Genomic DNA, 25793 nt, shown 5'->3' with positions numbered 1-25793 from the left:
GTCAGGATGTTTTCAGCGTATTGGGTTTAATACCTGCCAGGGCTTCTGTGAGTGTGTCCTGCTGACCGGCTTCCAGGTTCAGTTTCAGAATGGCGTCCAGTGCTTTTTGTCTGGACTGTGTGTCGACCATTTCATTACGTACGACGGACAGTAATACATCGAAGCGTTTTTCCACGCCGGGGCGCAGATAGCCATCGAGGCAAATCCGCAGTAATTCCCTTTCGGTATCGTACAGTAATACATCTTCCAGTGCAGCCGGTATCTGTGGATAAAGTTCTGCTACACCCGCCAGTATACCTGCACAGGTAACCCTGAAAGGGGAGCCCGGTTCTGTGAGTTCTGTACAGAAGGCATCTACCAGTTGCGGGTGACGGGCAACGGATAATGCTTTTACCTGATTGAACAGTATTTCCCGCAGGCTTTCATCCCTTTCTTTTGTGAATAACTGTAATAAGGTATCCAATACCTGTTCGGTTTTCAGACGGCCGATCAGTAATGACAATACCTTTTTGCGTTGCGCTGTGTCAGGCAGGTCTTTGATACCGTCGAGCAGCATATTGCTGATCTCCGGATCTCTGCCTGCATAAGGGGCCAGCATATCTGTGAGTTGATTAAATTCTGTATCATCGAAAACGCCGGGATGGGAACTGAATGCAGCAGCAACCGTATTACGGATCTCTGGCAATCGCATCACTGGTTTCAGGAGTTCCAGCACGGTGAGACGTACGCCTGCTGAGCGGTCAGCAGCGAGGGAGGCTGCCAGTTGTATCAACTGCCCGTTGCTCAGTTCCGGCATTTCTTTTTGCAGGCGTAAAGCCTGTTGACGGATGCTTTCGTCGCTGTCGTGTACGGATGACCAGTATACCTGTGCGACCATCTCTCCGTTCCAGGGACGTATACGCTGTAATGCAAGCAGTGCCTGCGCGCGCATATAAGCTTCATTGTCAGTGCGCAGTACCTGTATGATCAGCGGCGCATAAGCTGCATCCAGCAGTTTGGCATCCGCCAGACGTCTGAGGATGCGTATACGGATATCCTTGTCATTCTTTACATCCAGATAGGGCTGTAAAGCGGTAACGATCTTTTCTCCCCATACCGGGCATTTCTCTGCCAGGGTGAGTGCCTGCATCTGTAATAAGGTGCCACCATTATGGTGTTTCTCCAGTGCTGCCAGTGCAATGTCTTCTGTTACGGCAGGTAATGTGGATAAAGTATCCTGTACGGCGGCCATTTCCTGTTCGCTGAGTTGTGTATCAGCACCCAGTGTAATAAAGAAGGGGGCCAGGCGGCTATCCTGGTGCAGACTTTCCTGTAAACGGTATAAGAGGGCAGTACGGGTATCACGGTCTTTCTCCTGCTGAAATACCAGTATCAATGCATCGAATAAAGCACTGAGGTCCGTAAAGCGGGAGGTATTCAGTGATGCCAGGAAGAAAAGTAGTTTGTCGCGCGTTTCTTTGTCCTTTGTTTGTGGCAGCACTTCCAGCAGGGCAGTGGTCACTTCAGGTACATGCAGGTTCTGTGATGCCAGTTGAATGATCTGAGCTTTGATCACCTGTTCTGCGTGGGGGCTTCCCAGTACTTTCCGGATCAGTCCCGGCAGGGAATGTTGGGTCGTATTGTCCATCCTTTTCAATTAGATATGATATAATAAAAGAGTGCGCTTACAATGTTTCTATCGCCTCTATTTTGTCGGTTTTAATCGTACAACGTTTGCCTTCAGCAGTTCTGACTTCTACGGCGCCGGGATGCAGCTGACTGACTATTCCGTGCACAATAGCGCTTGTCAAAAATATGGAGACGGGCTGTTGTTCTGTATAACTGTTTTCCAGTAATTTTTCGAACAGGGTTGTTGACATGACGAATGGGTTTTGTTAACCAATGGGGTGAATTTCGAACATTTACCGGCCAAAAATAAAGTTTAATTAAGAATTAAAAGTTAAAAATTAAGAATTAAGAATTATTGTTCATGAATGGATGTAAGGCGAATTAAGTTATATCATGCAGAAAGGCCTTATCCGATAACGGGACAAGGCCTTTCTGCATGGTAGCGATGTTGAAGACAGATGAGGGCTCAGGTATTAATTCCATTTCATATTTCTGATCTTCTTTCCTAATCCGATCATGACTTTCAGGTAAGGCCCCTGGAAATTATATTCCGGTGCTCCTGTTATCAGTGCGCCATTGTATCTCGCTTTCACGGTACCGGGCGACCAGTTATAACCCAATCGGAAGCCTATTGTCATGTATTTATTGTTTTGCGGACAATCCCACTGGTTATTTTTTAAAGTGATCATTCTTTCGAACTGAATACCCGCATCTATTGATGCGTTGGAGAACTGAATACTGCTATTGCGGCGGGAAGTGCTGATCAGTTCATTCATATCTTTCACGGGCGTACGGTCTGTGAATTTCAGTCTGGTACTGAATCCCTGTATCGCGACATAGGGATATAACCTGGAGCGGGGCGTTTGCATCACCACATAACCGATACCAGCGGCAACGGAATACCCGCCAAAGGTTGTTTTCATGTTATCAGGTTGATTGATGCTATGCGGTAAAATCAACGATGCTTCGCCACGGAATAAAAATCGGTTGTAGAAATAAGCGGTAGAAAAAGAGGCGGTTGTGTAGTTGTCTCTGATCGCATGGTAACCAAGTGGCTTCAGGGATGCATTAACGGATGACATGTTAGTACGCAGATAGCCTATGCCTGCATCGAACTGGATATACTTGTTGCGGGAAACAGGTATACTGTCCTGTGCATAGGCGTTAAGTATCAGCATGGTGCATAATGTCGCCAGGGAAACAATTTTTTTCATGTGTGTTTATTTGATGGTGACTGAATTATAGTTTGCATTGACGGCCAGTAAGGGTAATGTTGTGGCGCCGGTGGTGATGAATGCATATTGATTCCCTTTTTTTACCTGACGGGCAGCATATGTTTCCGGCAGGTATAGTGTACCATCCGTACTGACGATCCTGTAGCGACAGGCATTGAGATCCTGTGGCCGGAGGGTGATATCAGTGCGGGTGGATTTTATATCGAGTGATGAGATCTTCTTTAGCGAGAGATCGATATCGCCATATTTGCTGAGGAAGGTATAGTTACCGCTGTCAAGGTCCATGGCTATCCTTGATTTTTCATCAGTGCAATGCAGGGATGTCGTGTTGACATGGCTGCCCCGTATTTCGCTGTAAGTGGCGGCGATCTTTACCTGTCCGCTGATAGTAGTGAGTTGCAGATCACCGAAAGAAATATGCAGGTCTATCTTTCCGGATAAACGGGAGAGCGTGATGTTACCATATTTATCTGTGATATCGAGGGCGTTGTTTTCCGGTACGAGCAATTCTATTTTAATAGCCAGTTTACTTTGTATACGGTCAATAGCAGCAGGGAGTGTGAATATGTTTGTCAATTCTATCCGGTCTTTTTCTTTTGTCAGGGCATAGCGCATATAAGCCAGTTCCTGTTGCGCTATCTTTTTATCAGGATGTGATGCCTGAAAGCTGATGCGCAGTTGTATGTAGTTTTTCTCCCATCCGGTGATGGTAACTGCTGCTTTTTCTGCCCTGATAGCGAGCAGCGTAGAGGGGGTGCCGGGAATATCCTGTGTGTATAACCTGTTTACTGTCTGATCGGCTGACTGTGACAACAGGCGCCCACCGAAGTGGAGTAAAACAAACAGCAGGGGCAGTAGTCTATGTTTTCTAAACATTTTATATGATTTGCAGCATGGATCTGATGATCCTGCCAAGGTGATTTTCTATTCTTACTTTTGCGCGCAGCAGCTGTTCGTTATCGCCGAACAGGCGGATTTCCTGATCAATGGCAGAGAGTTCGGTAGTGGATGCATCCAGTTCTGCTTTTAGCTCAAGGAAAGCCGGGGACTTACAGGCGATATTGTTACCTGCACATAGCTGCCGGATATAAGTGATCGCATCTTTTTCGACGGAGAGCGAAGGTGTAGGTACTGTGTCTCCTTTTACTATGATGGGGGCTGCTTTCCGTAGCTGGTGCCAAAGCGGTACTGCTGTTAGTAACAGACACGCGGCTGCTGCAAGCGCCCCGATCTTCCGGATATGCACAATACGTTTGTTCTTTCTGCGGTTATTGATGGCGGTCCATATCGTATCTGTGTCCGGGAACTGCTCCGGATAGCTTTCTCCGTATGATCCTGCCTGATCCTGCAGGAGCTTGTCAATCATTTGATCATTCCATTCCATCCGTGTGTTTTTAACAATTCTTTTAGTTTACTGCGGGCGTGTGTTAACTGAGAACGGGAGGCGCTTTCAGTGATGCCCAGCAAGGTTGCTATTTCTTTGTGGCTGTAACCGTCGATCACATTGAGGTTGAGGATAGTACGATAGCCTGTAGGGAGATGATGCATCAGTTGCATGATCTCTTTCGCTGACGAATCGGTATGTATCGGCAGACTTTCTTCTTCCGCTTCAGACGTAGTCAGTAACAGGCGTTTATGCTTCCGCAGCCGCATGAGGCATTCGTTGATCATGATCCGTCTTATCCATATCTCCAGGCTTTGTTCTCCACGATATTCAAAGGTTGATAGTTTGTTAAACACCTTCGTGAAACCTTCGATCAGCGCATCCTGTGCCTCTGCATCTTCCCGGATGTAGCGCTGACATAGTCTGGCCATGACGGTTACATACCGTTCATACAGGCGTTTTTCGCTCAGGCGGTTGCGTTGCAGGCAGGATGTTATCAGCTCCTTAATGATCAAATGATTCCAGTGTTTAGGTATTGTCGTAGTATATAATGCCGGGAATAAAACAAACGCTGCACGGGGTCAAAAAAAATTACAGTACCTCAAATAAGGTGAAAAAAACGAAGGTGGTAGATGGGGATTGCTATTTTAACAATAAATAAGCTTTTGGGGAGATGGGGAAAATCAAAAGGCCAGCGTTCCTATCAGGAGCGCTGGCCTTTTATCGATATAAGTGAGTTTGTTACGATCGGTTAGAATCTGAAAGTAGCATTCACAGACAAACGTCTTGGCATTTGTTTTTCCAGGGTGGTCCATCCCGTGAAGTATTCCTTGTTGCTTACGTTGTCCAGTTTCACACCGAGACGGTATGATTTTGCATTATAGAATACAGATGCATTCAGTACGGTGTAAGAAGGTATTGTAAACAGACCGGTAGTCAGACCGTTGGTCACGTTGTTATCGCTTGCATAGTTACCGCCGAAGCCCAGACCAAGACCTTTTACGGTGCCTTTGGTGAAGGTGTAGCTGATCCAGGCGTTTGCCAGGTTAGCAGGACCGGCAGATACGGGTCTTCTGTCCAGGTATTCTTTGTCTATCTGTACAGCCTTGCTGTCATTGTAGCTGTAACCTGCTACGATGTTCAGACCTGGCAGTGGATTCGCGATCAGGTCAAATTCAACGCCTTTGCTTTTCTGTTTACCATCCTGGATGGTTACGTTGTAGGCAGTGCCTTCACGCTCTACGGTGATCTGACGGGTCATGTTAGACACCAGCAGGTCGTAGTAACTGGCAGTCAGGGCTACTTTGTGGTTCAGTACATCCAGTTTTACACCACCTTCCCATTGGTTAGCCTGTTGTGGCTTGAAGATGTTGGTGTAGTCAGGCAGCACTCTTGTACCGGGAGCCGTGTTGCTGAAACCGTTCATATAGTTACCGAATACGCTTACCTGGTCTTTAACGATCTGGTATACCAGACCGAATTTAGGAGACACTGCTGTCTGGCCATATTTATCGCTTGTCGTATTGGTGGAGAAATCTTTATATCCTTTGCTTTCAAAACGGTCAACACGCAAACTTGCCATTGCGCTTAACGCGTCTGTGATATTCAGTACATCAGAGATGTATGCGCTGTATACCTGTGCGCTGCTACCGTCTTTAGTCGCACCCTGTCCGGCGAGTTTCGCATCTACTGCTGCTCTTGTCAGCTGTGCATAGCGGGGATCGTCATTACGGGTCACATTCACGAAGTCGAACAGTGCGTATGCGCTGTTATTGTTTACTGTGCTCTGGTCATTGAAATCCAGACCGAATACTACGCGGTTACGCAGGCTACCGATCCTGAAATCGCCGATGAAGTTCTGCTGGATATCAGTGGTGGTAGTGGTAGAGTTCTGGTTGTATGCAAAGCGGCTCAGCAATGTATCATTTGCTACGGCAGCTCCCATATCCAGGAACATCACATAAGAATAGTAACCATCGCTTTTACGGGAACTTCTTGACAGTACGGTCTGGGAAGTCCAGTTGTCAGAAATTTTATAAGTAGCCTGGCCATACAGGTTTACTGTAGGTGTTTTATGCGTCAGGTCGTTGCTGGTGTAAGACCTGTTGAAATCCATGTGCAGTTCTTCAGGTGTACGAGCGATCAGTGGACGATATCTGTTGAAGAACAAACTCATCGGGTTAGTGCTCTCTGCGTTGTAGAACTCAGCATTCACGAGGAAGGATAATTTATCGCTTGCTTTGTAGGAGAAGCCTGGCGCAAAGAAGAAGGATTTTTTGAAACCCGCATCCTGGAAGCTGCCTTCATCGTGGTAAGCCGCGTTTACACGCAGTAAAGCGGTTTTGTCGGCATTCAGCGGTGCATTCACGTCGGCTGTTACGCGGTTCAGGCCAAATCCGCCGGCAGTGTAACTGATTTCACCACCGAAAGTATCGTAAGGTTTTTTCGTAACGATATTGAGCAAACCACCGAAAGAAATATAACTGCTACCAAATAAGGTACCGGAAGGACCTTTGATGGATTCAATTCTTTCTACGTTAGCAGGGTCGATACCACCGTTGGTCAGACCTGGAATGCCATTGATCATGGTTGGCTGTACAGCGAAACCACGCATTGAGAAATAGCCTGCACCGTCAGTAGGACGGCCTGTAGATGACCAGAGTTTGGTTACACCCGGTGTATTTTTCAGTGCGTCGTCAAAGTTGGTCACTACCTGTTCCTGCAGCAGTTCTTTAGATACGATGTTGTATACCTGTGGATTCTCCAGATTTTTTAAAGGGAGACGTGCGACGTATTCAGATTCTTTTTTGGCGAACTTACTACGGCCGGTCGCTACTTCCACTTCGTGCAACTGGACATCTGACAATTGTAAGGTAACGTTGATTTCGGTCGTATTATCAGAGGTGACGATAACTGTTTCTTCTTTTGCGCCGTGGCCCAGGAGGGTAACCTGCAGGGTGTAGGTGCCCGGTTTCACATTGTTCAGTAAGAAAGCGCCATTTTCGTCTGTAATGGTCGATTTCTTTGTGTTTTTTAATGTCACTGATACCATTGCGGCTGCCTTTCCGTCGGTCGTCTTAACTGTACCTTTAACAACTCCGTTGCCATCTTCTGCGAAGAGTGCACATGGACTGAATGCCAGGAGCATCAAAAGTAAGGTCTGAAGTAATCTCATATAATACTTAGGTTTTGGGCCGCAAAGTTGGGGTATAAGCAGCCGGGCCGTTTATGCAATCGGGAAAATGATTTACGCTATGCGGAAAAATAGTTGAAGGGTCAACTATGAAGGGTACAAGGAAAGTTGGTATATCTGTATAGGGTGATGTATAAAGTGTTGATTAGACATTAAATAGTATGGGTGATCCACCATGTATTGCCAAAAGGGTCTTTTACGCCTGCACTTCTTCCGTAGGGCTGGTCAGCAGGCGGCATGATGCTTTCTGCTCCTTTTTCGAGTGCTTTCTGATAAGCCTGGTCGCAATTTTCCACATAGACAAACATGCCCGCATGTTGAGGAGGATAGGTGTCCGTACTATCTGCCAGCATGATGGTGCTGCCATGGATATTGATCTCTGCGTGCATGATGGTGTTTTCGTCCCGCATGGTACGGTTTTGTTCGGTTGCGCCGAGCACATCTTTGGTGAAGTCTATAAATCCGGCTGCATGCTCAATAATCAGATAAGACATTACTGCCTGGTAGTGCAGGGGTAAGTTCAGGGTGGCCATTGGTGGTTATTTAATAATTAAAGTTAGCCATTATGTCGCTGAGATCATGCGTAAGAACAATCATTTGTTAAGTGAAAGCTGTCCCGCTTATTTGTATATTGTATAGCTAACCATTCAGATATGAAGATAATATTCACGATTGCCACGCTTGTTACGTTGTTTACCTGTCCCGCTTCTCATCCGGAGACAAAGGTTACTACTGCCCCCAGGGAAAAAGAAGATACAGGGATTATTACAGGGGCCAGTCAGACCACTGCCTATCTGCCATTACTGAAAGGGAAGAGGGTAGCTGTACTGGCTAATCCTACTACCGTTATCGGGAGTAGTCATCTGGTGGATAGTCTGCTGAAGAGAGGTATTAAAATTGTCAAGGTATTCGGACCGGAGCATGGCTTCCGGGGAAATGCCAGTAACGGGGCTAAGGTGAAAGATGAAAAGGATGCCGCTACCGGTTTGCCGATCATTTCACTGTATGGCGCCAAGCGTAAACCGGGCGCTGCTGAACTGGCAGATGTGGATATTGTCATCTTTGATATACAGGATGTAGGCTGCCGCTTTTATACCTATATCAATGTACTGAGAGATGTGATGGAAGGTTGTGCGGAGCAAAATAAGGAAGTCATGATCCTGGACAGACCTAACCCTAATGGTTATCTGGTAGACGGGCCGGTATTGGATATGCGGCTGAAATCGGGTATCGGACAATTCCCGATCCCTGTTGCACATGGTATGACCATCGCTGAGTTTGCAAAGATGATCAATGGTGAGGGCTGGTTGCCTGGTGGAAAAACATGTAAACTAAAGATCATTCCGCTGAAGAACTACCGGCATGATATGGAATATACATTACCCGTAAAACCATCACCCAATCTGAATACACAGCAGAGCATCTTATTATACCCTTCCACCTGTTTATTTGAAGGTACTGTCATCAGTCAGGGGAGAGGTACGCAGTATCCGTTTACCGTGTTGGGAAGTCCTGCGTTGAAAGACAAATACAGTTTCTCCTTTAAACCGGTGAGCATTCCTGGTATGAGTGAAACACCGCTGCATATGAATAAGGAATGTTATGGACTTGACCTCAGAAACTATGATATAGCCGAATTACGCCGTCAGAAAAAGATCAATCTGGAGTGGATGATCTCATTGTATAATGCTTATCCTGATAAGGCCCGCTTCTTTGATCGTTCGATCAGTACGCAGATCGGGAATATCGATTATCTGGCCGGTGTATCTGAATTTAAACAGCAGATCATTGCAGGAAAGACAGCGGAGGAGATCCGTGCGTCCTGGGAACCTGGTTTATCGAAGTATAAAGAGATGCGTAAAAAATACCTGTTATACCCCTGAGCATAAAGGGGGGATTTTTCCGGTTTTTGGATAGACGTGATTGCGCGTGCGGGCATTTCTTTGATATTTGCCTGCATACGTGAAAAACTATTTTATCCCAAAAACATCATTTCATGGCATGGAGCTATAGAAAACGCATTAAAATTATCCCCGGTGTACACCTCAACATCAGCCGTAAAGGCATTAGTACTACTATTGGCGTCAGAGGCGCCAGTCTGAACATCGGTCCCAATGGCACCTATCTGAATACCAGTATCCCTGGCCTGGGTATTTATAACAGGCAAAGATTATCGTCTGCGCCGGGACAGTCCCAGCGACCGGAAGCCTATGTGCCGGAAGTAGCCACGCTGGAACCGGAAGATCGTGGCAATATATTCAGCGTAGCGCCTAATGACGTTACCAGTAATGATATGCAGGGTATAAAGGCTACGATTATTGCTGCACATCGTCAGAAGAAAGAACTGGCACAGGACCTGGCGAAGGTACAGTCAGCGCTTTTTGTATCCCGTATAAAGTTGTTATGTACTTATGTATTGTTATATGGACTTTTTGTACGTAAGATCTCTGTGCAGATAAAAGAAACGATTGCTGCACAGCAGGATGCGATCCTTCGTATAAAGGAGCAGATCGATAATAGTTATATGCAGATGGACATTGAATTCGATACAGAAATGAAAGCGAAATTCAGTGTATTGGAAGAGACGTTTAAACAGTTATCCCGTTCGCAGAAAGTATGGGATGTTACCAGTGCCGTACATCAGAACAGGGTTGCAGCCAGGTCGGCTGCATCGACCCTGGTTATGAAGAGAGAGGTAGCGATTGCTGTGAAAGGTATTCCTGATATCAGATCAGAGATATCGCCTTTATGGCTGAAAAATGCGAATGGCGCGGACCTGTATTTCTACCCGGGCTTTGTGATCATGTATGATTCACGTGACCAGTTTGGTATTATCGGGTATAATGAATTGCAGTTTGACTTCGGCCCTGTCCGTTTTGTAGAAAGGGGCATTGTGCCTGGTGATAGTAAGGTGATTGACAGGACCTGGGAGAAGGTAAACAGGAATGGTACGCCTGATAAGCGATTTAAAGACAACCGTCAGATCCCTATCGTAAAATATGGTAGTATATCGCTGAAGACGCGGAATGGGTTGCATGAAGAGTATGAGTTCAGTAATTATGAGGCAACCGAATCCTTTGGTAACGCATTCACCAGTTATATCCGATCCATCAGCAATTAAGTGAAATAACCCCTACCGGTGCGGATAGTGTTTGCTGTCTGCACCGGTGTATATGATAACCCCGTATATTGATGAAGTCCCCTCAGAAAAGAAGTTGTCTGCCCACCGTTATCAAGGCTGGTATTGTATTCCTGCTGCTGTACATCCTGTTTTCGCTGATGCCGGGATTGCATTCACAGTCGGTCTATAAAACACCTTACGGCAGGAAATATCATACGGCAGATTGCAGGATGGTAAAGAATGTTTCTCAGCGATTGTCGCTGACAGAAGCCATACGGTTACATCTGGCCCCCTGTAAGATCTGTCATCCGGAATTACAGGAGTCAATCGCAGCACCTGTGCAACAACTATTACAAAACCCTATAGAGCAATTCTCCGGGGAACCGGTAAAGAAACCCGCAGGTACGGGACGTACGGTGCGTTGTCAGGGTATAACCAAAAAAGGTACCCGTTGTAAACACATGACAAGTATAGGCAACGGATACTGTTTCCAGCATCAGCCAGACTGAAGATTACGATTGTACGAAGTGCCAGCAAACGCCTGCAATATCAATGATATTTACTTCTCTGCCGTAGGGTTGGTCGATTGGTTTGCTGAGCTTTATACCGAATCGTTCGGGGAGTTGTCTATCTGATACTTCTTTCCAGAAATCATCTGCATTTTCTATCCCTACGCTGAGCATAAAGTTTTGTGCAAAGGGTTCATTGTCGTAGTGCTGCAGGATGAAAGTGCATCCATCTTTTTCAAAACCGATATAATCGCCGCCATCCCAGCTGATATTGAAACCCAGTTCCTGAAAAAGTTGTTTAGAGCCATTGAAATCGCTGCCCGAAGGTACGAATGGGGCAAGAGAAAGGAATTTCATTTGGTGTGTTTGTATGTGAATAAAGTAGTTTATTGGGGGGATAGTGGTGCTATACACTATCTGCTGCGATACCGAAGATATAGTATTCGTGTTAACGAAAGGAATGTTATATTTAGTGTAATTCACCCTATGCGCAAGATATGAATCCACGTAACCTGTTTCTCCCGCTTTTAATACTGTTCCTCGTTGCTGCCTGTAAAAGGAATACTGAAAGGAAAATACTTGATTTTGGCGTTTTTAAATTGACGACTCCCGCTGGCTGGACGAAGTTCAGGGAGCAGGGTATTGATACCTATGTTGGTGGAGTAACGGATGGTAAGGACACGCTGCATTTTGGTTATGGTCACTACCATGAGGAAATAGGAGAGTTTGCAGACGGGAAAATGATGTATGCGATTGAAACTGTCAATGGACTGGAGGCAAGGATAGCAGTGTCTGAGGTACCGGGACATGTGGCTGTAATGATAATAGATGTTAATAAGGAGGATCAGTTTATTATAGATGGAACAAACTTAAAACAGCCTGATATTGCATTGGATATTTTTCATTCAGTTGTTTTTGAAAATAGTGATGTGTCGGTCAATCGCAGAAAACCTATTGATAGTTTTGAACTACGTGCACCGGTTTCGGGAAGAGAGTTGTTTAGTATAAATTGTGCGCCCTGTCATTCTTTTAGTAAACTGCTTACAGGACCGGCGCTGTCTGAAAGGATAAAAGTCAGAGACGATAAATGGTTATATAAATTTTTAGCGGACCGCGCATCTGTCAGCTCCGATACGGGGCAGGTCCGGTTGAAAAAACAATTTGGTTTTGCATGTGCGAAGTTCCCTGACATGAGCAAAGAAGAACGCCGGATGTTGATAGAATACCTCAGATCCAGATAATCCCTGTCATCTATCTGGAAAGTTTTCCTACGAAATAAAGATTTTGCAGGCTCCTCTATTGTTGTTACATTTAATTGTAAGGTTTACATTTAATAGTTGATATGCTATGTTCTGCACAGATTTGTGTACCGGTAGTTATCCGCAGGGCTGGAACGGCTGGATCTTACTATCTGAAAAATTTACTGTGTATGTATATCCACGGGCAGGTATTTGTGCCGTTGTATACTGTCACGGCAGGACAATATGCTGCTTAAAATGACCCATTCGAAGAAGCGACGAACAAGCGACGGCGAAGCGACGAATCTGTGACGAATAAGCCCTGTTACTGAAGACCATTTCCCAAAGACCCATCTCCCATATTTCCACCCTCAGCACCCTAATATTTTATCATTATAAATCTCACGTATGAAAAGAAAATTCCCCCTTCCTGCAATTGCAGCCATGATGCTGTTTGCCTGTAAAAAAGACATTGAAAAGAGTATGGCGAGTGCTTTACCCATTCCTGCTACCACAGCGGTAGCCGCGGTACTGCCTTCTTCCGATTTTAAAGGCGTTAACTGGGCTGATACCCGGGATAATTTTGCGGATGATGAACTGGTTCTGTCTGGTACCACTATCAGTGACAGCTATGCCACTATCCAGACAAAAGCCGATTATATACTGAGTGGCTTTCAGACGGCGGGCGCCAATACCGTACGCTTACCTGTCAATCCTCCTACCGTGCTGGGTACCTGGTGGCAGGCATATAAGGGCGCTATTGACAAAGCCAGTACCAAAAATATGAAAGTCTTACTAGCCTATTGGGAAGGCGCTTCCTCACGCAATGGACTGATTGATAATACCACTACCTTCTGGCAGATGTGGGATGCGATCATTGCCGCCTACAGGGCCAATCCGCTGATCTATTTTGAGGTCTTTAATGAGCCGCATGGATACAGTGCGACAGACCTGCTGACACTGTATAATCAGTTCGTAACCCGATATCCCGGGGTGCCTGAAAACAGGTTTGTACTGGATGGTACCGGATATTCCACCGGTGTGAATACGGTGGGGGCAGATACCCGTTTTGACAGCTGTCTGCTTTCTTTTCATGATTATACCTGGTTTGAAAGTAGTAAGACGACAACGGCCGACTGGGAACAACCGGTTAAATCGCTGGCTTATCCCGGTAGGACCATTGTCACGGAGTTTGGTACGGTGATGACAGATGGTACCAACTATTCCGGCGCACCGGGATCAAATGTGAATAACACCTATCTGCAGGGCATGACGAATTCACTGCGTGAGCTGGGGGTAGGTTGTGTATACTGGCCTGGTCTGAGAACGGGGGATACTTATAGCATGTTTACCGCTAATGGCACATCCCTTGCTACTAATAACAGTTCTGGTTTAGCCCGTTTAAAATATGCCTGGGGAACCGGCACAATTACACCTCCGTATGCATCGTTTACAACAGGGGCTTACTATAAAGTTATCAATAAACACAGCGGTAAAGCGCTGGAAGTATATAACCAGCTGACTACTAATGGTGCCGCGATGGATCAGTGGGACTATTGGGGTGGTAATAATCAGCAATGGTCATTTAATGCTCTGGGAAGCAATTATTTTTCTGTGATCAACAGAAACAGTGCTAAGTCGCTGGATGTGAATGGCCAGTCTACTGCTGCAGGAGCGGCAATTGTGCAATGGGACTACTCGGGCGGCAACAATCAGCAATGGCAGATTGTTGATATAGGTTTTGGTTATTACAAGTTATTAAACAGGAACAGCGGTTTTTCATTGGATGTCAATGGTCAGTCAACCGCCAACGGAGGTAATGTGATCCAGTGGAACTGGAATAGTGGCGCAAATCAGCAATGGCAGATCACGACACCTTAAATAAAGAACGGCTGACATATCAATACTTTACTATTTTTGTGTATATGTTAGTATCCTACACTTATCCCCGGCACCTCAAAGCCGGTTTCTTTTCCCGCATTACATGGTCTGTACTGCTTGCACTGTTACTATCACCATTTCTGCTCCGGGCACAGCATACAAAGCGGCCTGACTATCAGCTGCTCTGGCGGATAGAAGCGCCCGGCGTAAGTACACCCTCTTATCTGTTTGGTACGATGCACCTGACAGAAAAGAGGGTGTTTGATTTCAGTGATTCGGTATTACTGGCATTGCGCAGCGCAGATGCATTTGCTATGGAGATCGATCTTGATTCTGTGATGTCGTATATGCTTTCTCCGGGTGGTCCGCTGCGCGATACTGTTAACTATATGCGTAAAATAATGACGCCCGCAGAATACAGATTTGTGGATAGTCTGGTGGTGAAGAAGTCGGGTGTTCCTATTGCGCAGCTGAACCTGAAAAGACTCTGGTTTGTGGAGAAACTACTGCTGGATGAAGATGAAGTGATCAGCAAAACTGCTGGTACGGGTGCGAAAGCGGAGAATATTTTCCTGGATGGCTGGCTGCATCAGAAAGCTACGTTTATGGGGAAGCCGGTACATAGTCTGGAGCGGTTGGAGAATCAGCTTTATTTTATGAGCGCCGACGTAACCACATTACAAAAAGAGATCTTTCTGGAAAGTATCGGTTATCAGGTGGCGGCCAGCGAAAGGCCGGCAGAAAAGGAGTTGTTCGATGCGCGGGTAAGTTTCCTGGATTCGCTGGTAAATCTCTATTATGCCGGTGATCCGCAGAGAATGTACAATCTGGTGGACAAAGCAAAGGAAGATGATATGGGGCCGGGTTTAGGTAAGCGTAATGTTGAGATGGCGGCTAACCTGGCTACATTGATAAAAAGTAAAAGTGTGTTTGCTGCTGTAGGTGCGGCACACCTTTCCGGTAATATGGGATTGATCACGCTGCTGCGTGCCAAAGGCTTTAGTGTTAATCCGGTGAAGGCCACCTTTACAGGTGTGGCGCAACGTGAGCGGCAACGACTGGACAGTGTGAAAGGATACACACTCAACAGGATGGCAGATGGATATAGTGTTGTATTCCCCGGTGTACCTATCGCTTATCCGATCCCTAATATGAACAGGAAGATGTATGTAGGTACTAACGATAATGAAGCCGCATTTTCCCTGACCATGGACCTGCCGCAACTGGATAAAAATGAGAAAGAACTGGTGGATATGCTCATCGCGAATATGGCGGCACAGGGTAAAGCTGAGCTGAAAAGGTCATATCCGATCGTTTACAGGGATATCGCGGGTACAGAAGCTGTGATGATGCAGGGAAAACTGCCCTTCCATATGCGCCTGTTTATCCGTAATAACAGGGCTTTTGTTTTTATGTATGGGTCGGAGGGGACTGACAGTGTTGCACGAAAAGATTTCTTTAAATCAGTTCGTTTTTATGATGTTGTACGTGCGGTCAGTGTGTATGATACCTTGTATCGTCCGGAGCTTGGATTTTCTGCGCTGATGCCTTCGGATGCCAATTATGTGAAGGCCGATCACAAAGGGGAGACGCGTCCGGTAGAAGCTTATACGGCACTGGATGATGCGAACCGTATTTCCTATGTGCTGCGTGTCGAGAAAATGAAACCGGGGTATTACAATACAGACGATGCGGCTGCATTGGCCGGTATCCGTACGGTGTTACTCAGACAGGACTCTACCTTACAACTGATCGATTCTACCATGACCAGGAAAGACGGTTATGCGTTCTTTCAACTGTTGTATCGTCATACCAGCGGGTATATGTCCCGTCTGCATTTTATATCCAGGGGAAACCTGGCTTATAGTCTGCTTTGTACTTATGATGGTAAAAGCAAAGACAGTAGTTACTGGAGGGGATTTCTGGACGGTTTCAGGCTATTGCCGGTGAAGGCACAGGATTTGAACATACCATTTACTGCAACTGACAGTAGTTTTACGATCAATGGTCCGGAACGTTTTACTTTCTATGGTCATGATAAGGCAGTGACAGTTACCGATGATGTGTATGCGGCGCTGGATAGTGCTTCTTTCTCATCTTACATTGTAACGATCAACAGATTTTCACGTTATCATAGTGGTGATCCGGATAGTCTGATGAAAACGTTCCTTCATCCTGAAGACTCTTCTGTGGTTGTAGCAGATTACAAAAAATCGGTTGTCAATGGGTGGCCGGTATATGATACAGAACTGAAATCATTGAATACGAGTTTACGATCCTACAGAAGAGTGATCGTGGTAGGACATGTGATGTATTGTTTGTCAGCAATTGTTCCCGAAGAGGTAGTCAGCGCTGGCCGTGCGCAACAGTTCTTTGATTCCTTCCATCCCGGGGAAAAAGAACAGGCTTCTACATTGAAGATCGGAGAGAAGAAATTACCGATGTTACTGGCTGACCTGCAGGGTACAGATACGACAGCTTTTAAAGCTGCAGGTGAGTACCTGGTGTATATGCGTCCTGACAGTCTGGATAAGACAACGATTTTAAAAGCGTTGCAGGCGCCATTCCCGCTCGATACCATTGGTTACAGAAGAGTACAGTTGCTGGTGAATCTCGAAGAAATGGCAGATGATGCTATTGTAGGTGCTGCCGAGTATTTGTTTACAACTGTTAAGGATACCGGATTGCGGATCGAATTACTGAGTTTTCTTAGCGGGATGCCGCTGGATACTGCTATGCAGACATTCATCCGTCTGGCAGCAGCTATACCAGAGAATAATGAGATCAACGATAATATTTTTTCTTATGCCATGGAAGATAATGGTATGCAGGAAAAATACCTGCCGGCTATTATTGCAGCAGCAGAAAAATCGGGTAGTATACTGCAACAGTTTGTTGTCCACTTCAATGAAGATTCTATATGGAGAGCGCCCAATTTTGAAAAGTATGGTCTGGAAAGGCTGGCGCCAGGTATGGTACAATTGCTGAGCCGTCAGTTAAGGGCATGGAATACCGATCAGAAAGAAAACGGCGGTTTTGTATGGCTGAGTCGTGTACTGGCTACCGGTAATACCCTCTCCCTGCCGGGAATGCCGGTAAAGGCAGAAACCGTTTTCTCTCCATTGCTGACAGATTCCATTCCGGCCATCAGTGCATTTGCTGCACGTGGATTGATCAATCATGGGATTAAGGTAAATGATAAAGTGCTGAAAGAAATCCTGAATGACGATGCAGTGGGCTATTCATTTATTGTTGATGTGGAGAGCGATCAGCATCTGTCAAAGATCCAGCATCTGCTGACACAGGAATTAATTGGCCGTGCTTATCTGGCTTACAATATGGAGGAATACAATGCGGATGCCCCTATAGAACAGGTGAGCCGCATAAAGGTGCAGATTGACAATAAGCCAGCTGTCTGGATCACGCTGTATAGCTATAAAAGCTATGATGATGAATTGTCTTATATCTTTAGCGGACCTCAACCGCTGGATCCGGCAAAATTTAACACCAAGCCAGATCTGTTCTATCCACTGGAAGATTTGGAAAAAGTGAAGAACAAAAAAGAGCTGACAGCCGAAGCGATCAGGGCTTATAGAGAATACCTTGCACCGCCGCTGGCAGCAGATGAATATTAAGAGATACATCCGCCCTTTTTTTTCGTTAACTTTAAATAAAAACAATGGAAAATAAAGGGCTGCTTTTTATCCCCGATATAAGTGGCTTCACCCGTTTCGTGAATGAGATCGAGCTTGAGCATAGTCATCATATTATTCAACAGTTGCTGGAGGTGTTGATCAATGCCAATCAGGCCGGGTTCGAGATATCCGAAATAGAAGGAGACGCCATTCTGTTTTATAAGTTCGGTGCGCCAATCGAATTGGAAGTTTTGTATAAGCAGGTGGAAAGAATGTTCTGTGAATTCCACCGTCACCTCAATGCTTACGATCAACGCAAGATATGTCAGTGTCACGCTTGTGTTGCTGCCGTCAATCTCACCCTGAAAGTAATTACACACTATGGTGAGTTTACAACCTATCAGGTAAAGAATTTCAGTAAACTGATCGGGAAAGATGTGATCGTGGCACATCAGTTATTAAAAAATAATATAGCGGAACATGAATACTGGCTGGTTACAGACAAACTTTTCAGAGATGGATCCAGGCCTGATCTGGCTTCGTGGATGAAGTGGAATGCCAGCAAAAAGGAAACCGAGACGGGTAATGTGTTGTTCCATTATACACAGCTCGGTGAACTAAGAAAACAATTACCACCGGAGCCGGATCCGCAGCTGGAGTTGGCCAGTAAAGTGAAAGTGTTTTCCGTATCAAAGGAATATGATGTTGATATCAAAACCCTGATATATACTGTTGTGCATTTTGAATTCCGCCATCTCTGGCAGGTAGGGTTAAAAGCAGTGGATGAAGTAGAACATTTTCTGCCTGGCGTTGGCAGCCGTCACCGGCATGTGATGAGTAACGGAAGAGAAGTATTGATGTATACCAGCAGCTTTTCCTACGATCCGGAGGATAAGGCCGTATTCAGTGAAACAGAAGAAAAAAGGAAAAGAGCTACCTATTACACGGTAGAGAAAATAAACGATCATAAATCCAGACTGACCCTGGATTATTATCTGCATAAAAATACCATCAACGAATTCGTGTTTAAACTTACAGAGAAAACAGCACTTGAAACTGATCTGCGGAAGTCGCTGGATAATCTCGTGCCGATTGTCATGAATATGAAATTGCCCCTGGAATTCTGATGAAAACCACTTTTGACAAGTGATATTCTTTGTTAACACCGTTGCTGATCCTCCTTACGCATTGACGATCTGATAATTTTTCCGTCAATGGTACAAATCCTCCCTTATTTCTCCGTCTATGGTAATAAGTTTCATTCAACTTTGCGCCGACGATACACTATGCCATTATTCCATTACATGTCACTAATATAACCTGATGATAGTCAGAATGATTTATTGCCTCATGGTGGCTGTTGTCCTGTGCAGCGCCTGCGGTAAAGTATATGACCTTAACGGCGTGGACTGGGAAGCGGACGTACCACCCAGTGATTCCGTATTCAACCGTGAAATACAGATCCTGAACCTGGGCGCCCACCTGCCGGATGGACATCAGCCACTGGATGATACAGATCCTATGTTTTTCAGTCTGGAACGCTTTGGTTCCATAGGTATCGGCTACAGAAGTACCGATCGCTGGGATCTTGCCTTTAGCGGAATGGCAAGAGCCAACATCACTGCTAATAACGGTGCTAAAAGCGGCTTTGGATATGGTACATCGGCTGTCGGTGGACTGGTCGTACTGGATGCTGCTTTTGATGATGTGACGGAAATACCGGACGATAGTCAGTTTAAATATCCAGGTCAGACCGGACTGGATGATCAGGGCGCTTTTGGTCAGCCATTAGGTCATGTGGTATACACATTCGAAGGTAATTTCCTTCGTCCTGATATTATGAAGGATATCGACAATCCTGATCCTGCTATACAGGTACAGGTGAACAAGTATAGACACATGATCTATTGTCTTTCACAGGAAACCGTAAAGACATTCAAAAGCGTCAGGACATTGAGGCCACGTACCATCATCATCAAAACAGCAAAAGGGAACTATGCCAAAATGGAGACACAGAGTCTGTATGATGGTATTATGGATGCTATGCAGATGCGTAGGGATAAGGGTATCAAAATGCCGGTCTATAGTTTCCGGTATGTACTGGCGAAGGCGGGAGAAAAGCGGTTTGGTTTCATGGTAAACCGGCCTAAGATCACTGTTACACTATAATAAACAATTGTTACTAACATATACACAATGAAACAAACTGTCAGCCACATAAAGCAATTTTACCAACTTGCGGTTATCGCTGTTTTTATCACAGGATTCTTTTCCTGTAAGAAAACGGAGGTGGTGCCTTTTGAACGTACGCCTGATAACACTATACAGGAATACCGTATTACCAATGCGGCAGATACACTGTTCGGTGCGATCGATAATGGTAAGAATACGATCACACTGTACATTCCTTACTATATAGGTATTGAATATATCGTGCCTGAGATCAAAATAGATAAAGACGCCAGACTGGTTGATGCCGCAGGCAATACGATCAATCTGGATGGCGGCATACTGCCGGTGCCTATTGACACTACCGGATATCAGTATACTGTCGTGAGCAGTGATAAAAGCATCCGCAAGTACACACTCATCATGCAGATCGCACCGCATCCCGATAGTCTAAGGGCCGGTTATTCCTTTGTGACAGCTGGTAGCACAGAGATCGCCTACAATGCGGGTATAGAAAGAGTGGTGTCCGGAAGATTACCTATCTATGGTAATTTTGGTTCTACCAGTACGAATGCGAAGTTTACACTGACGAATCAGGCTACCGGGAAAACCTACACCAATCTGATGACCACTTATGATATTACACCGGGAGCCGCCTATTACGCATTACAGGTGGATATTTCTCCGGAAGCAGACAGTGGTTATTATAATGTAGAAATGACACATCAGGGTCGTACAGCTAAATTGCCGCCGATTCACCTGATCTACGGGAAGCCCAAATTTACCAATCTGAAATCCACTTCTGTATATGCGCCCGGTGATACCGTTGTATTTGCTGCGCAGAACCGCAGTACCAATGACGCCCTGAATGGTAATATTATCGGTCTGGACAGGGTATATATGAAGTTCGTGAAATCGGGTTTCAACTTTGGTGGATCTTATCCGACTACTTTCCCGGAAAGCCTCTGGAGCCAGGAACTGGAAATGAAGATCCTCAGTGTAAGTCGTACAGAAGTGAAGGTCGTTTTCCCTGAGTTACCGGCAGGTGCTGCAGGTCCTTACATTTATTCCTTCACACTTGATTATCCTGGTATCGGCTTTTATTTCGATTTCAAAGATGATACGGGGTGGGGTAAGAATAATATGCTCGCCACTATTGGCCGTTACTTCACCATTAGCGAGAAAAAATAACAATACTAACTTATATGAGCATAAATATCATGAAGCGATTTTCCAGGATCGTCTGGGTGCTGGGCGTATGTGTGTGGAGCCTGTTACAGGGTTGTTCCAAGACGGAGTATGAATATGAAAAAAGACCTTATAAAAATATAGAAAGTTTTGTGCTGATGGGATATGCAGGTGATTCCATTAATGCGACTGTTAATAATGGTAACATCATCGTATACTGGGCGGCGGAAGCGGAATTACCCAAAACGATCAAACCTGTTATTGCTGTGTCAGCGCACGCGACTATTTCTCCTGCTTCAGGAACGGAAGTGTCTTTCAGTAGCGAAACTGTATATAAGGTGACGGCTGAGGATGGTTCTGTACAGACCTATCGTCTTAAACCAGTGATCAATCATGCAGTACCGAGAATATCCTCGATCAGTCCTAATAACCTGCATTGGATTTCCAGTACGCAGGTGACTGTATCCGGAGAATATTTCCTTACCGGCGATACTTCAGATGTGCATGTGTATGCGCAGCGTCTGCGGGATGGATTCGAGTTTGATCTGCCCATTGATTATACAAAGATCTCCATGACCAGTATCACTGCTAATCTGCCTGCATACTCAGATATTCAGGATACTGGTCTGCATAAAATATTTGTTAAGATCGGTAACCGTGTGTCTGATGAAAAAGAAGTTACACTAAGAATGCCGGATATATCATACACCACTTTGTTGCACCTGAGTTTTGATCAGGCAGGTAAACAGGTTGCGGCCGGTGATAGTGTGACGCTCAGGCTCAGTGATGATTATAATGGCGATGTGATCAAATGGTATGCGAAGCATTTTACAAAGCTTGTCATTGAAGACTATGTGTTTGAAGCAGATGCCCTGACGCAAACCAGCAATACCATTAAATTCAAATTGCCGGATACACCGCTGAATAGCAAGCCAACCGGTATCGTGCTTTATTTTATGAGTCCTTATTACAGTCCTATCTATCTGAGCAAATTGCTTAGCCAGGATGTATGGCCCATTTTCCCTGTTAAAAACTGATGAAAAGATCATTCTATATAGTGATAACAGTATTCCTGCTGATAACAGCCTGTTACAAGCAGGAGGATAACGCGGTGAACTACGAAGATCGTCACAGTACTGTTGTCTATGATCTTCCTGGTGATACGCTTGCCTCTGATGGCTGGGAACCTGCCTATGCAGACGGAGATACCTATATGCGGCAGCGCTTCTTTAACTCGTCCTGGACAGACTCTATCCGTATACAACCCCGGGGCAGTGAAAAGCTCAACGCCGCTGCAGGGGTAGATATCAATGAGGATGCTGCCATCAGCTGGTTATCTCCCGGAATTAAACATCCGGAAAGTGTAACAGAGAATAGCGCTTATACCAATACTGCTGATAACAGGGATTATATCTATCGCAGCGGTGTATGGTATCAGATGAGTATTGACCGCTATACGGCAGTGAATGATGGAAAATCGCTTAACTGGCGAGGTACTTCCAGCCAGCCTCCTGTACATCCGGAGACAGACTGGGCATACTGTGATGGTGACAATATGCGGGTGTATATCTATACGGGTAATGCCTGGGCCTTGCTGGTCAACAATGCGGATTACCGGAGTAATGTTGACTTTGTACAAATACAGTATAGTAAGAGTGGCAAGGAAACAGGTAAATACAATATGTTCCTGTACAGCTTCCATGATCACAAGCAGCTCTTTATACGTGATGCCGCGGATTCCCTCCGTTATCTCAGAACAACACAATGGGATCTTGCCTTTACAGAAAACTTCAATGGGCTGATATGGCTGAATAATGCCCGTTACGAAAAGAATCCGGGATATGGTAGTCCGCTGACAAAAACGGCTGTACTCATGTACGAATATGGATATGAATTTATGAATGAAGCGCCGGCTGACAGCCTTTTTGATGCGGTGCCTGTAACTGATATGCAGATAGGTTATTCATCGGAATATGGAACGGGTGTCAACGCCTGGTATGAATACAGTACAACGACACATATTGCGCAACCGTTTCCATACAGAGCTTATTATTTACGCCTGCAGCAGATCGATCCTGTTACAGGCGCCAGTACTTACAGATATGGGAAGTTACAGCTGATCAGTATGTACAAGGGGGCGCCGGAAGTGGTAACAGACCTCAACTGGCCTTCTCCCTATTTTACTTTCCGTTATTTCATTCAGGAAGACGGTAGTCGTAATCTGAAGACCAGAGACTAACCTCGTCAGTAATAATTACAGACCAATGAGATTATCTATACTGCTTGTAATTTGTCTGACTGCTCTATGCAGTGTGCAGGCGCAGCAGATCACCATACAGGGGAAGATCACCGATAGAGAAGGTAATATGCTACCAGGTGTAATAGTATCCCTGGAACCTGCCGGCGGGATGGTGACAAGCGATGATCATGGCGGGTACCGCTTTTCAGCTCTGGCAGCAGGACAGGTTACACTGACAGCCAGGATCGTCGGATATAAACTATACAAAGAAACATTCCGGGTTTCAGCCGGTGTGCATACCAGGGATATCCGCATGGAGGTGGATAAGCGTGATCTGCAACAGGTGAATGTAATCAGTCAGCGTGTAGCAAATGCAAATGCAGAGAGTCTGATCAAAGTAGAGAACAGCATCATGCCGGTTACGATCATTGATCGCCGTACAATTGAATTAATGGGCAGCCGAAGACTGGATGATGTACTGAAAGAACAGACGGGGGTGGCTATTGTCAATGATATTGGCGCTGGTTCCCGTTCGATTGGCGTACAGATGCAGGGCTTTGGCAGCGAGTACGTCATGGTGCTGATCGACGGACAACCTATGATCGGGAGGAATAGTGGCAATTTTGACCTTTCCCGTATCAGTGTTTCTAATATTGAGCGGGTGGAAATTACCAAAGGAGCGGCTTCCAACCTCTATGGTGGTGATGCATTGGGAGGTACGATCAATATCATCACAAGACATATTGTTGCGGATCCACAGGCAATGGCAGCTGTGATCTATGGTAGTAATGAAACACTGGATGTGACTGCGGAAGGCGAATCGCCTATCCTGAAAAAGAAAGGAAGTGTATCGTTGAGTTCAAACTATTACCATACAGGTGGGTTCAATACCAGTACCGGTACGATCAAGGGTACGACTGCACCACCCTATGATAACTATGCCACACAGGGACGTTTCAGATATCGTTTCAATGATAATAATTTGTTGTCAGTAAGCGGTCGCTTTGGCTTACGCCGGAGTTTTATGACCAAAGATTTTGGCGCCAGTTATATTACCAAAGATGTATTGGATGAACAGGACCTGAATTTGTCTGCCGCCTTTGATCACCGTTTCAGCAACAGATGGCGTAGTATGACCCGTTACTACTTTACCCGTTACAATGCGGATATGAGTATTGCCCTGACGCAGGGAGATAGTGTGAGTCAGACGGCATTCGGACAAACATTACACCGTGCGGAACAACAGGTATCTTATGCTGTGGGGGAAAAGCTGGACATTGTTGGTGGTGCAGGAGGAAACATTGAACATATTGACCAGAACATCCTGACTGATGTGAACGATATCAAATCCTACTTTGCGTATACACAGGCTAACTGGAGAGCGATATCAAAGATGGAGTTTACCCTGGGTTTGCGTTATGATCATATTGTGGCTTATGGGTGGCGGTTAGACCCCAGTATGGCGCTGCAATATAAGATATTACCAACACTGCGTCTGAAAGCGGCTTACGGAACAGGTTTTAAGGCCCCTGATATGAAGAAGCTGTATCAGGTCTTCTATAACCCTTCCTACAATTATATGGTAGTAGGTAGCGCTGTCATACGTAATATCATCAATCAGATGATGGAAAGCGGGCAAATCAGCAAATATGAGCTGGAGCCGGTGTACAATGAAATAAAGGGAAAAATGCTGGAAGCTGAAATGAGTAAATCTTACAATTTCAGTCTTAACTGGGAGGCTCCTTCAAAGAAAGTAAAAGCGGAGGGCAGCGTTTTTTATCATGACATCACGAATCAGATCAATAGTGTGTTGATCGGGACTGACATCAACGGCCGCGCACTTTATTCCTATCGTAATAATGCAAAGGCATATTATAAGGGAATAGAGGCATCTGTTTCCTATACGCCGCTTGCTGATCTGAATATCAGTGCAGGTTATCAGTACCTCATCGCAAAGGATAAAACGATAGAAGAGGAGATCCGGGAAGGGGGAAAGTATTATGCGCCGCTATTCGACCCTAAAACCGGATACGTCAATTATACACCTTCCGCAAAGGATTACTGGGGACTGGAAAACCGTTCCAGACATATGTTCAATGTCAGGGCTGTTTATACTTATCAGCCCTGGCGTCTTAGCGGTAACGTACGCGTAAATTATAGAGGCCGTTATCCTTTTGCTGACAGGAACAACAACGGGTATATAGACCGTTTTGATACTTTTGTCAGGGGATATTACCTGTTAAATGCCGGACTGGAAAAGAAGCTGGTGGATAGCAAATTGTCGTTGCGTTTCAATGCAGAGAACCTGCTGAACTTTATCGATCCGAAAGTGCCTTCTCAGGCAGGACGTTTGTTCTTTGCAGGTATCGCCTATCATCTGCGATAACCAACAG

Annotated in this window: 21 protein-coding genes; 12 read left to right on the top strand and 9 right to left on the bottom strand. The window is 45.5% G+C overall.

Going from position 1 to position 25793, the window contains the following annotated elements; translation table 11 throughout:
- Position 1: 1 nt before the first annotated feature.
- The 8 genes from BMZ72_RS11870 to BMZ72_RS11835 form a co-directional block, all read right to left on the bottom strand.
- The gene (locus BMZ72_RS11870; protein ID WP_089808499.1) at positions 2–1627 is read right to left on the bottom strand and encodes a hypothetical protein; all 1626 of its coding nucleotides are present in this window, start codon (positions 1625–1627) and stop codon (positions 2–4) included.
- Between the two features lie 37 nt (positions 1628–1664).
- Positions 1665–1859 carry a hypothetical protein gene (locus tag BMZ72_RS11865; RefSeq protein ID WP_089808497.1) on the bottom strand — a complete coding sequence of 65 codons (195 nt, stop codon included), beginning with the start codon at positions 1857–1859 and terminating at the stop codon, positions 1665–1667.
- Between the two features lie 222 nt (positions 1860–2081).
- Positions 2082–2822 (bottom strand): hypothetical protein, encoded by a 741-nt coding sequence (locus BMZ72_RS11860; protein ID WP_089808495.1) that lies wholly within the window; start codon positions 2820–2822, stop codon positions 2082–2084.
- A 6-nt stretch (positions 2823–2828) separates the two neighbouring features.
- Entirely contained in the window at positions 2829–3719 is an 891-nt protein-coding gene (locus tag BMZ72_RS11855) for a DUF4097 family beta strand repeat-containing protein (RefSeq protein ID WP_089808493.1), read from the bottom strand.
- Between the two features lies 1 nt (position 3720).
- Positions 3721–4227 (bottom strand): hypothetical protein, encoded by a 507-nt coding sequence (locus tag BMZ72_RS11850; protein WP_089808491.1) that lies wholly within the window; start codon positions 4225–4227, stop codon positions 3721–3723.
- Positions 4206–4742, bottom strand: coding sequence for an RNA polymerase sigma factor (locus BMZ72_RS11845; protein WP_089808489.1), 537 nt, complete (start codon positions 4740–4742; stop codon positions 4206–4208). Before BMZ72_RS11845 ends, BMZ72_RS11850 begins: the two co-directional genes overlap by 22 nt.
- 236 nt (positions 4743–4978) lie before the next feature.
- Positions 4979–7402 (bottom strand): TonB-dependent receptor, encoded by a 2424-nt coding sequence (locus BMZ72_RS11840; protein ID WP_089808487.1) that lies wholly within the window; start codon positions 7400–7402, stop codon positions 4979–4981.
- Between the two features lie 170 nt (positions 7403–7572).
- The gene (locus BMZ72_RS11835) at positions 7573–7953 is read right to left on the bottom strand and encodes a VOC family protein (RefSeq protein ID WP_218155231.1); all 381 of its coding nucleotides are present in this window, start codon (positions 7951–7953) and stop codon (positions 7573–7575) included.
- Between the two features lie 120 nt (positions 7954–8073).
- Here BMZ72_RS11835 and BMZ72_RS11830 point away from each other — a divergent pair, with 120 nt between their 5' ends.
- From BMZ72_RS11830 to BMZ72_RS11820, 3 genes are all read left to right on the top strand, one after another.
- On the top strand, positions 8074–9303 hold the full coding sequence (locus tag BMZ72_RS11830) for an exo-beta-N-acetylmuramidase NamZ family protein (protein WP_089808485.1): 1230 nt from the start codon (positions 8074–8076) through the stop codon (positions 9301–9303).
- Positions 9304–9416: 113 nt separating this feature from the next.
- The gene (locus BMZ72_RS11825) at positions 9417–10541 is read left to right on the top strand and encodes a DUF4236 domain-containing protein (RefSeq protein WP_089808483.1); all 1125 of its coding nucleotides are present in this window, start codon (positions 9417–9419) and stop codon (positions 10539–10541) included.
- 71 nt (positions 10542–10612) lie between these two features.
- Positions 10613–11050: a DUF5763 domain-containing protein gene (locus tag BMZ72_RS11820; protein WP_089808481.1), complete on the top strand. Its 438-nt coding sequence runs from the start codon at positions 10613–10615 to the stop codon at positions 11048–11050.
- 3 nt (positions 11051–11053) lie between these two features.
- Here the strand turns inward: BMZ72_RS11820 and BMZ72_RS11815 are convergent, their stop codons facing one another.
- Positions 11054–11407: a VOC family protein gene (locus BMZ72_RS11815; protein ID WP_089808479.1), complete on the bottom strand. Its 354-nt coding sequence runs from the start codon at positions 11405–11407 to the stop codon at positions 11054–11056.
- Positions 11408–11547: 140 nt separating this feature from the next.
- On the opposite strand from BMZ72_RS11815, the gene BMZ72_RS11810 reads away from it, so the two are divergent.
- The 9 genes from BMZ72_RS11810 (at position 11548) to BMZ72_RS11770 (ending at position 25786) form a co-directional block, all read left to right on the top strand.
- Positions 11548–12291: a c-type cytochrome gene (locus tag BMZ72_RS11810; protein ID WP_089808477.1), complete on the top strand. Its 744-nt coding sequence runs from the start codon at positions 11548–11550 to the stop codon at positions 12289–12291.
- Positions 12292–12696: 405 nt separating this feature from the next.
- A complete protein-coding gene (locus BMZ72_RS11805; RefSeq protein WP_089808475.1) occupies positions 12697–14169 on the top strand; it encodes an RICIN domain-containing protein in 1473 nt (490 codons plus the stop codon).
- A 44-nt stretch (positions 14170–14213) separates the two neighbouring features.
- Positions 14214–17804 carry a TraB/GumN family protein gene (locus tag BMZ72_RS11800; protein ID WP_177222768.1) on the top strand — a complete coding sequence of 1197 codons (3591 nt, stop codon included), beginning with the start codon at positions 14214–14216 and terminating at the stop codon, positions 17802–17804.
- A gap of 44 nt (positions 17805–17848) precedes the next feature.
- Positions 17849–18931, top strand: a complete 1083-nt coding sequence (locus BMZ72_RS11795) for a DUF2652 domain-containing protein (protein ID WP_089808472.1) — start codon at positions 17849–17851, stop codon at positions 18929–18931.
- Positions 18932–19127: 196 nt separating this feature from the next.
- On the top strand, positions 19128–19973 hold the full coding sequence (locus BMZ72_RS11790) for an HmuY family protein (RefSeq protein ID WP_143087671.1): 846 nt from the start codon (positions 19128–19130) through the stop codon (positions 19971–19973).
- A gap of 27 nt (positions 19974–20000) precedes the next feature.
- Positions 20001–21164: a hypothetical protein gene (locus BMZ72_RS11785; protein WP_089808468.1), complete on the top strand. Its 1164-nt coding sequence runs from the start codon at positions 20001–20003 to the stop codon at positions 21162–21164.
- 14 nt (positions 21165–21178) lie between these two features.
- Positions 21179–22198 carry an IPT/TIG domain-containing protein gene (locus BMZ72_RS11780; RefSeq protein ID WP_089808466.1) on the top strand — a complete coding sequence of 340 codons (1020 nt, stop codon included), beginning with the start codon at positions 21179–21181 and terminating at the stop codon, positions 22196–22198.
- A complete protein-coding gene (locus BMZ72_RS11775; RefSeq protein WP_089808465.1) occupies positions 22198–23400 on the top strand; it encodes a hypothetical protein in 1203 nt (400 codons plus the stop codon). The genes BMZ72_RS11780 and BMZ72_RS11775 overlap by 1 nt, the downstream gene beginning before the upstream one ends.
- A 25-nt stretch (positions 23401–23425) precedes the next feature.
- Positions 23426–25786: a TonB-dependent receptor gene (locus BMZ72_RS11770; protein WP_089808463.1), complete on the top strand. Its 2361-nt coding sequence runs from the start codon at positions 23426–23428 to the stop codon at positions 25784–25786.
- The last annotated feature ends 7 nt before the right edge of the window (positions 25787–25793 follow it).

Source organism: Chitinophaga sp. YR627 (assembly GCF_900114995.1).
Taxonomy (GTDB): Bacteria; Bacteroidota; Bacteroidia; order Chitinophagales; family Chitinophagaceae; genus Chitinophaga.
Note: the sequence above shows the minus strand (reverse complement) of the source record. Positions and strands in the feature narration are given on the sequence as shown.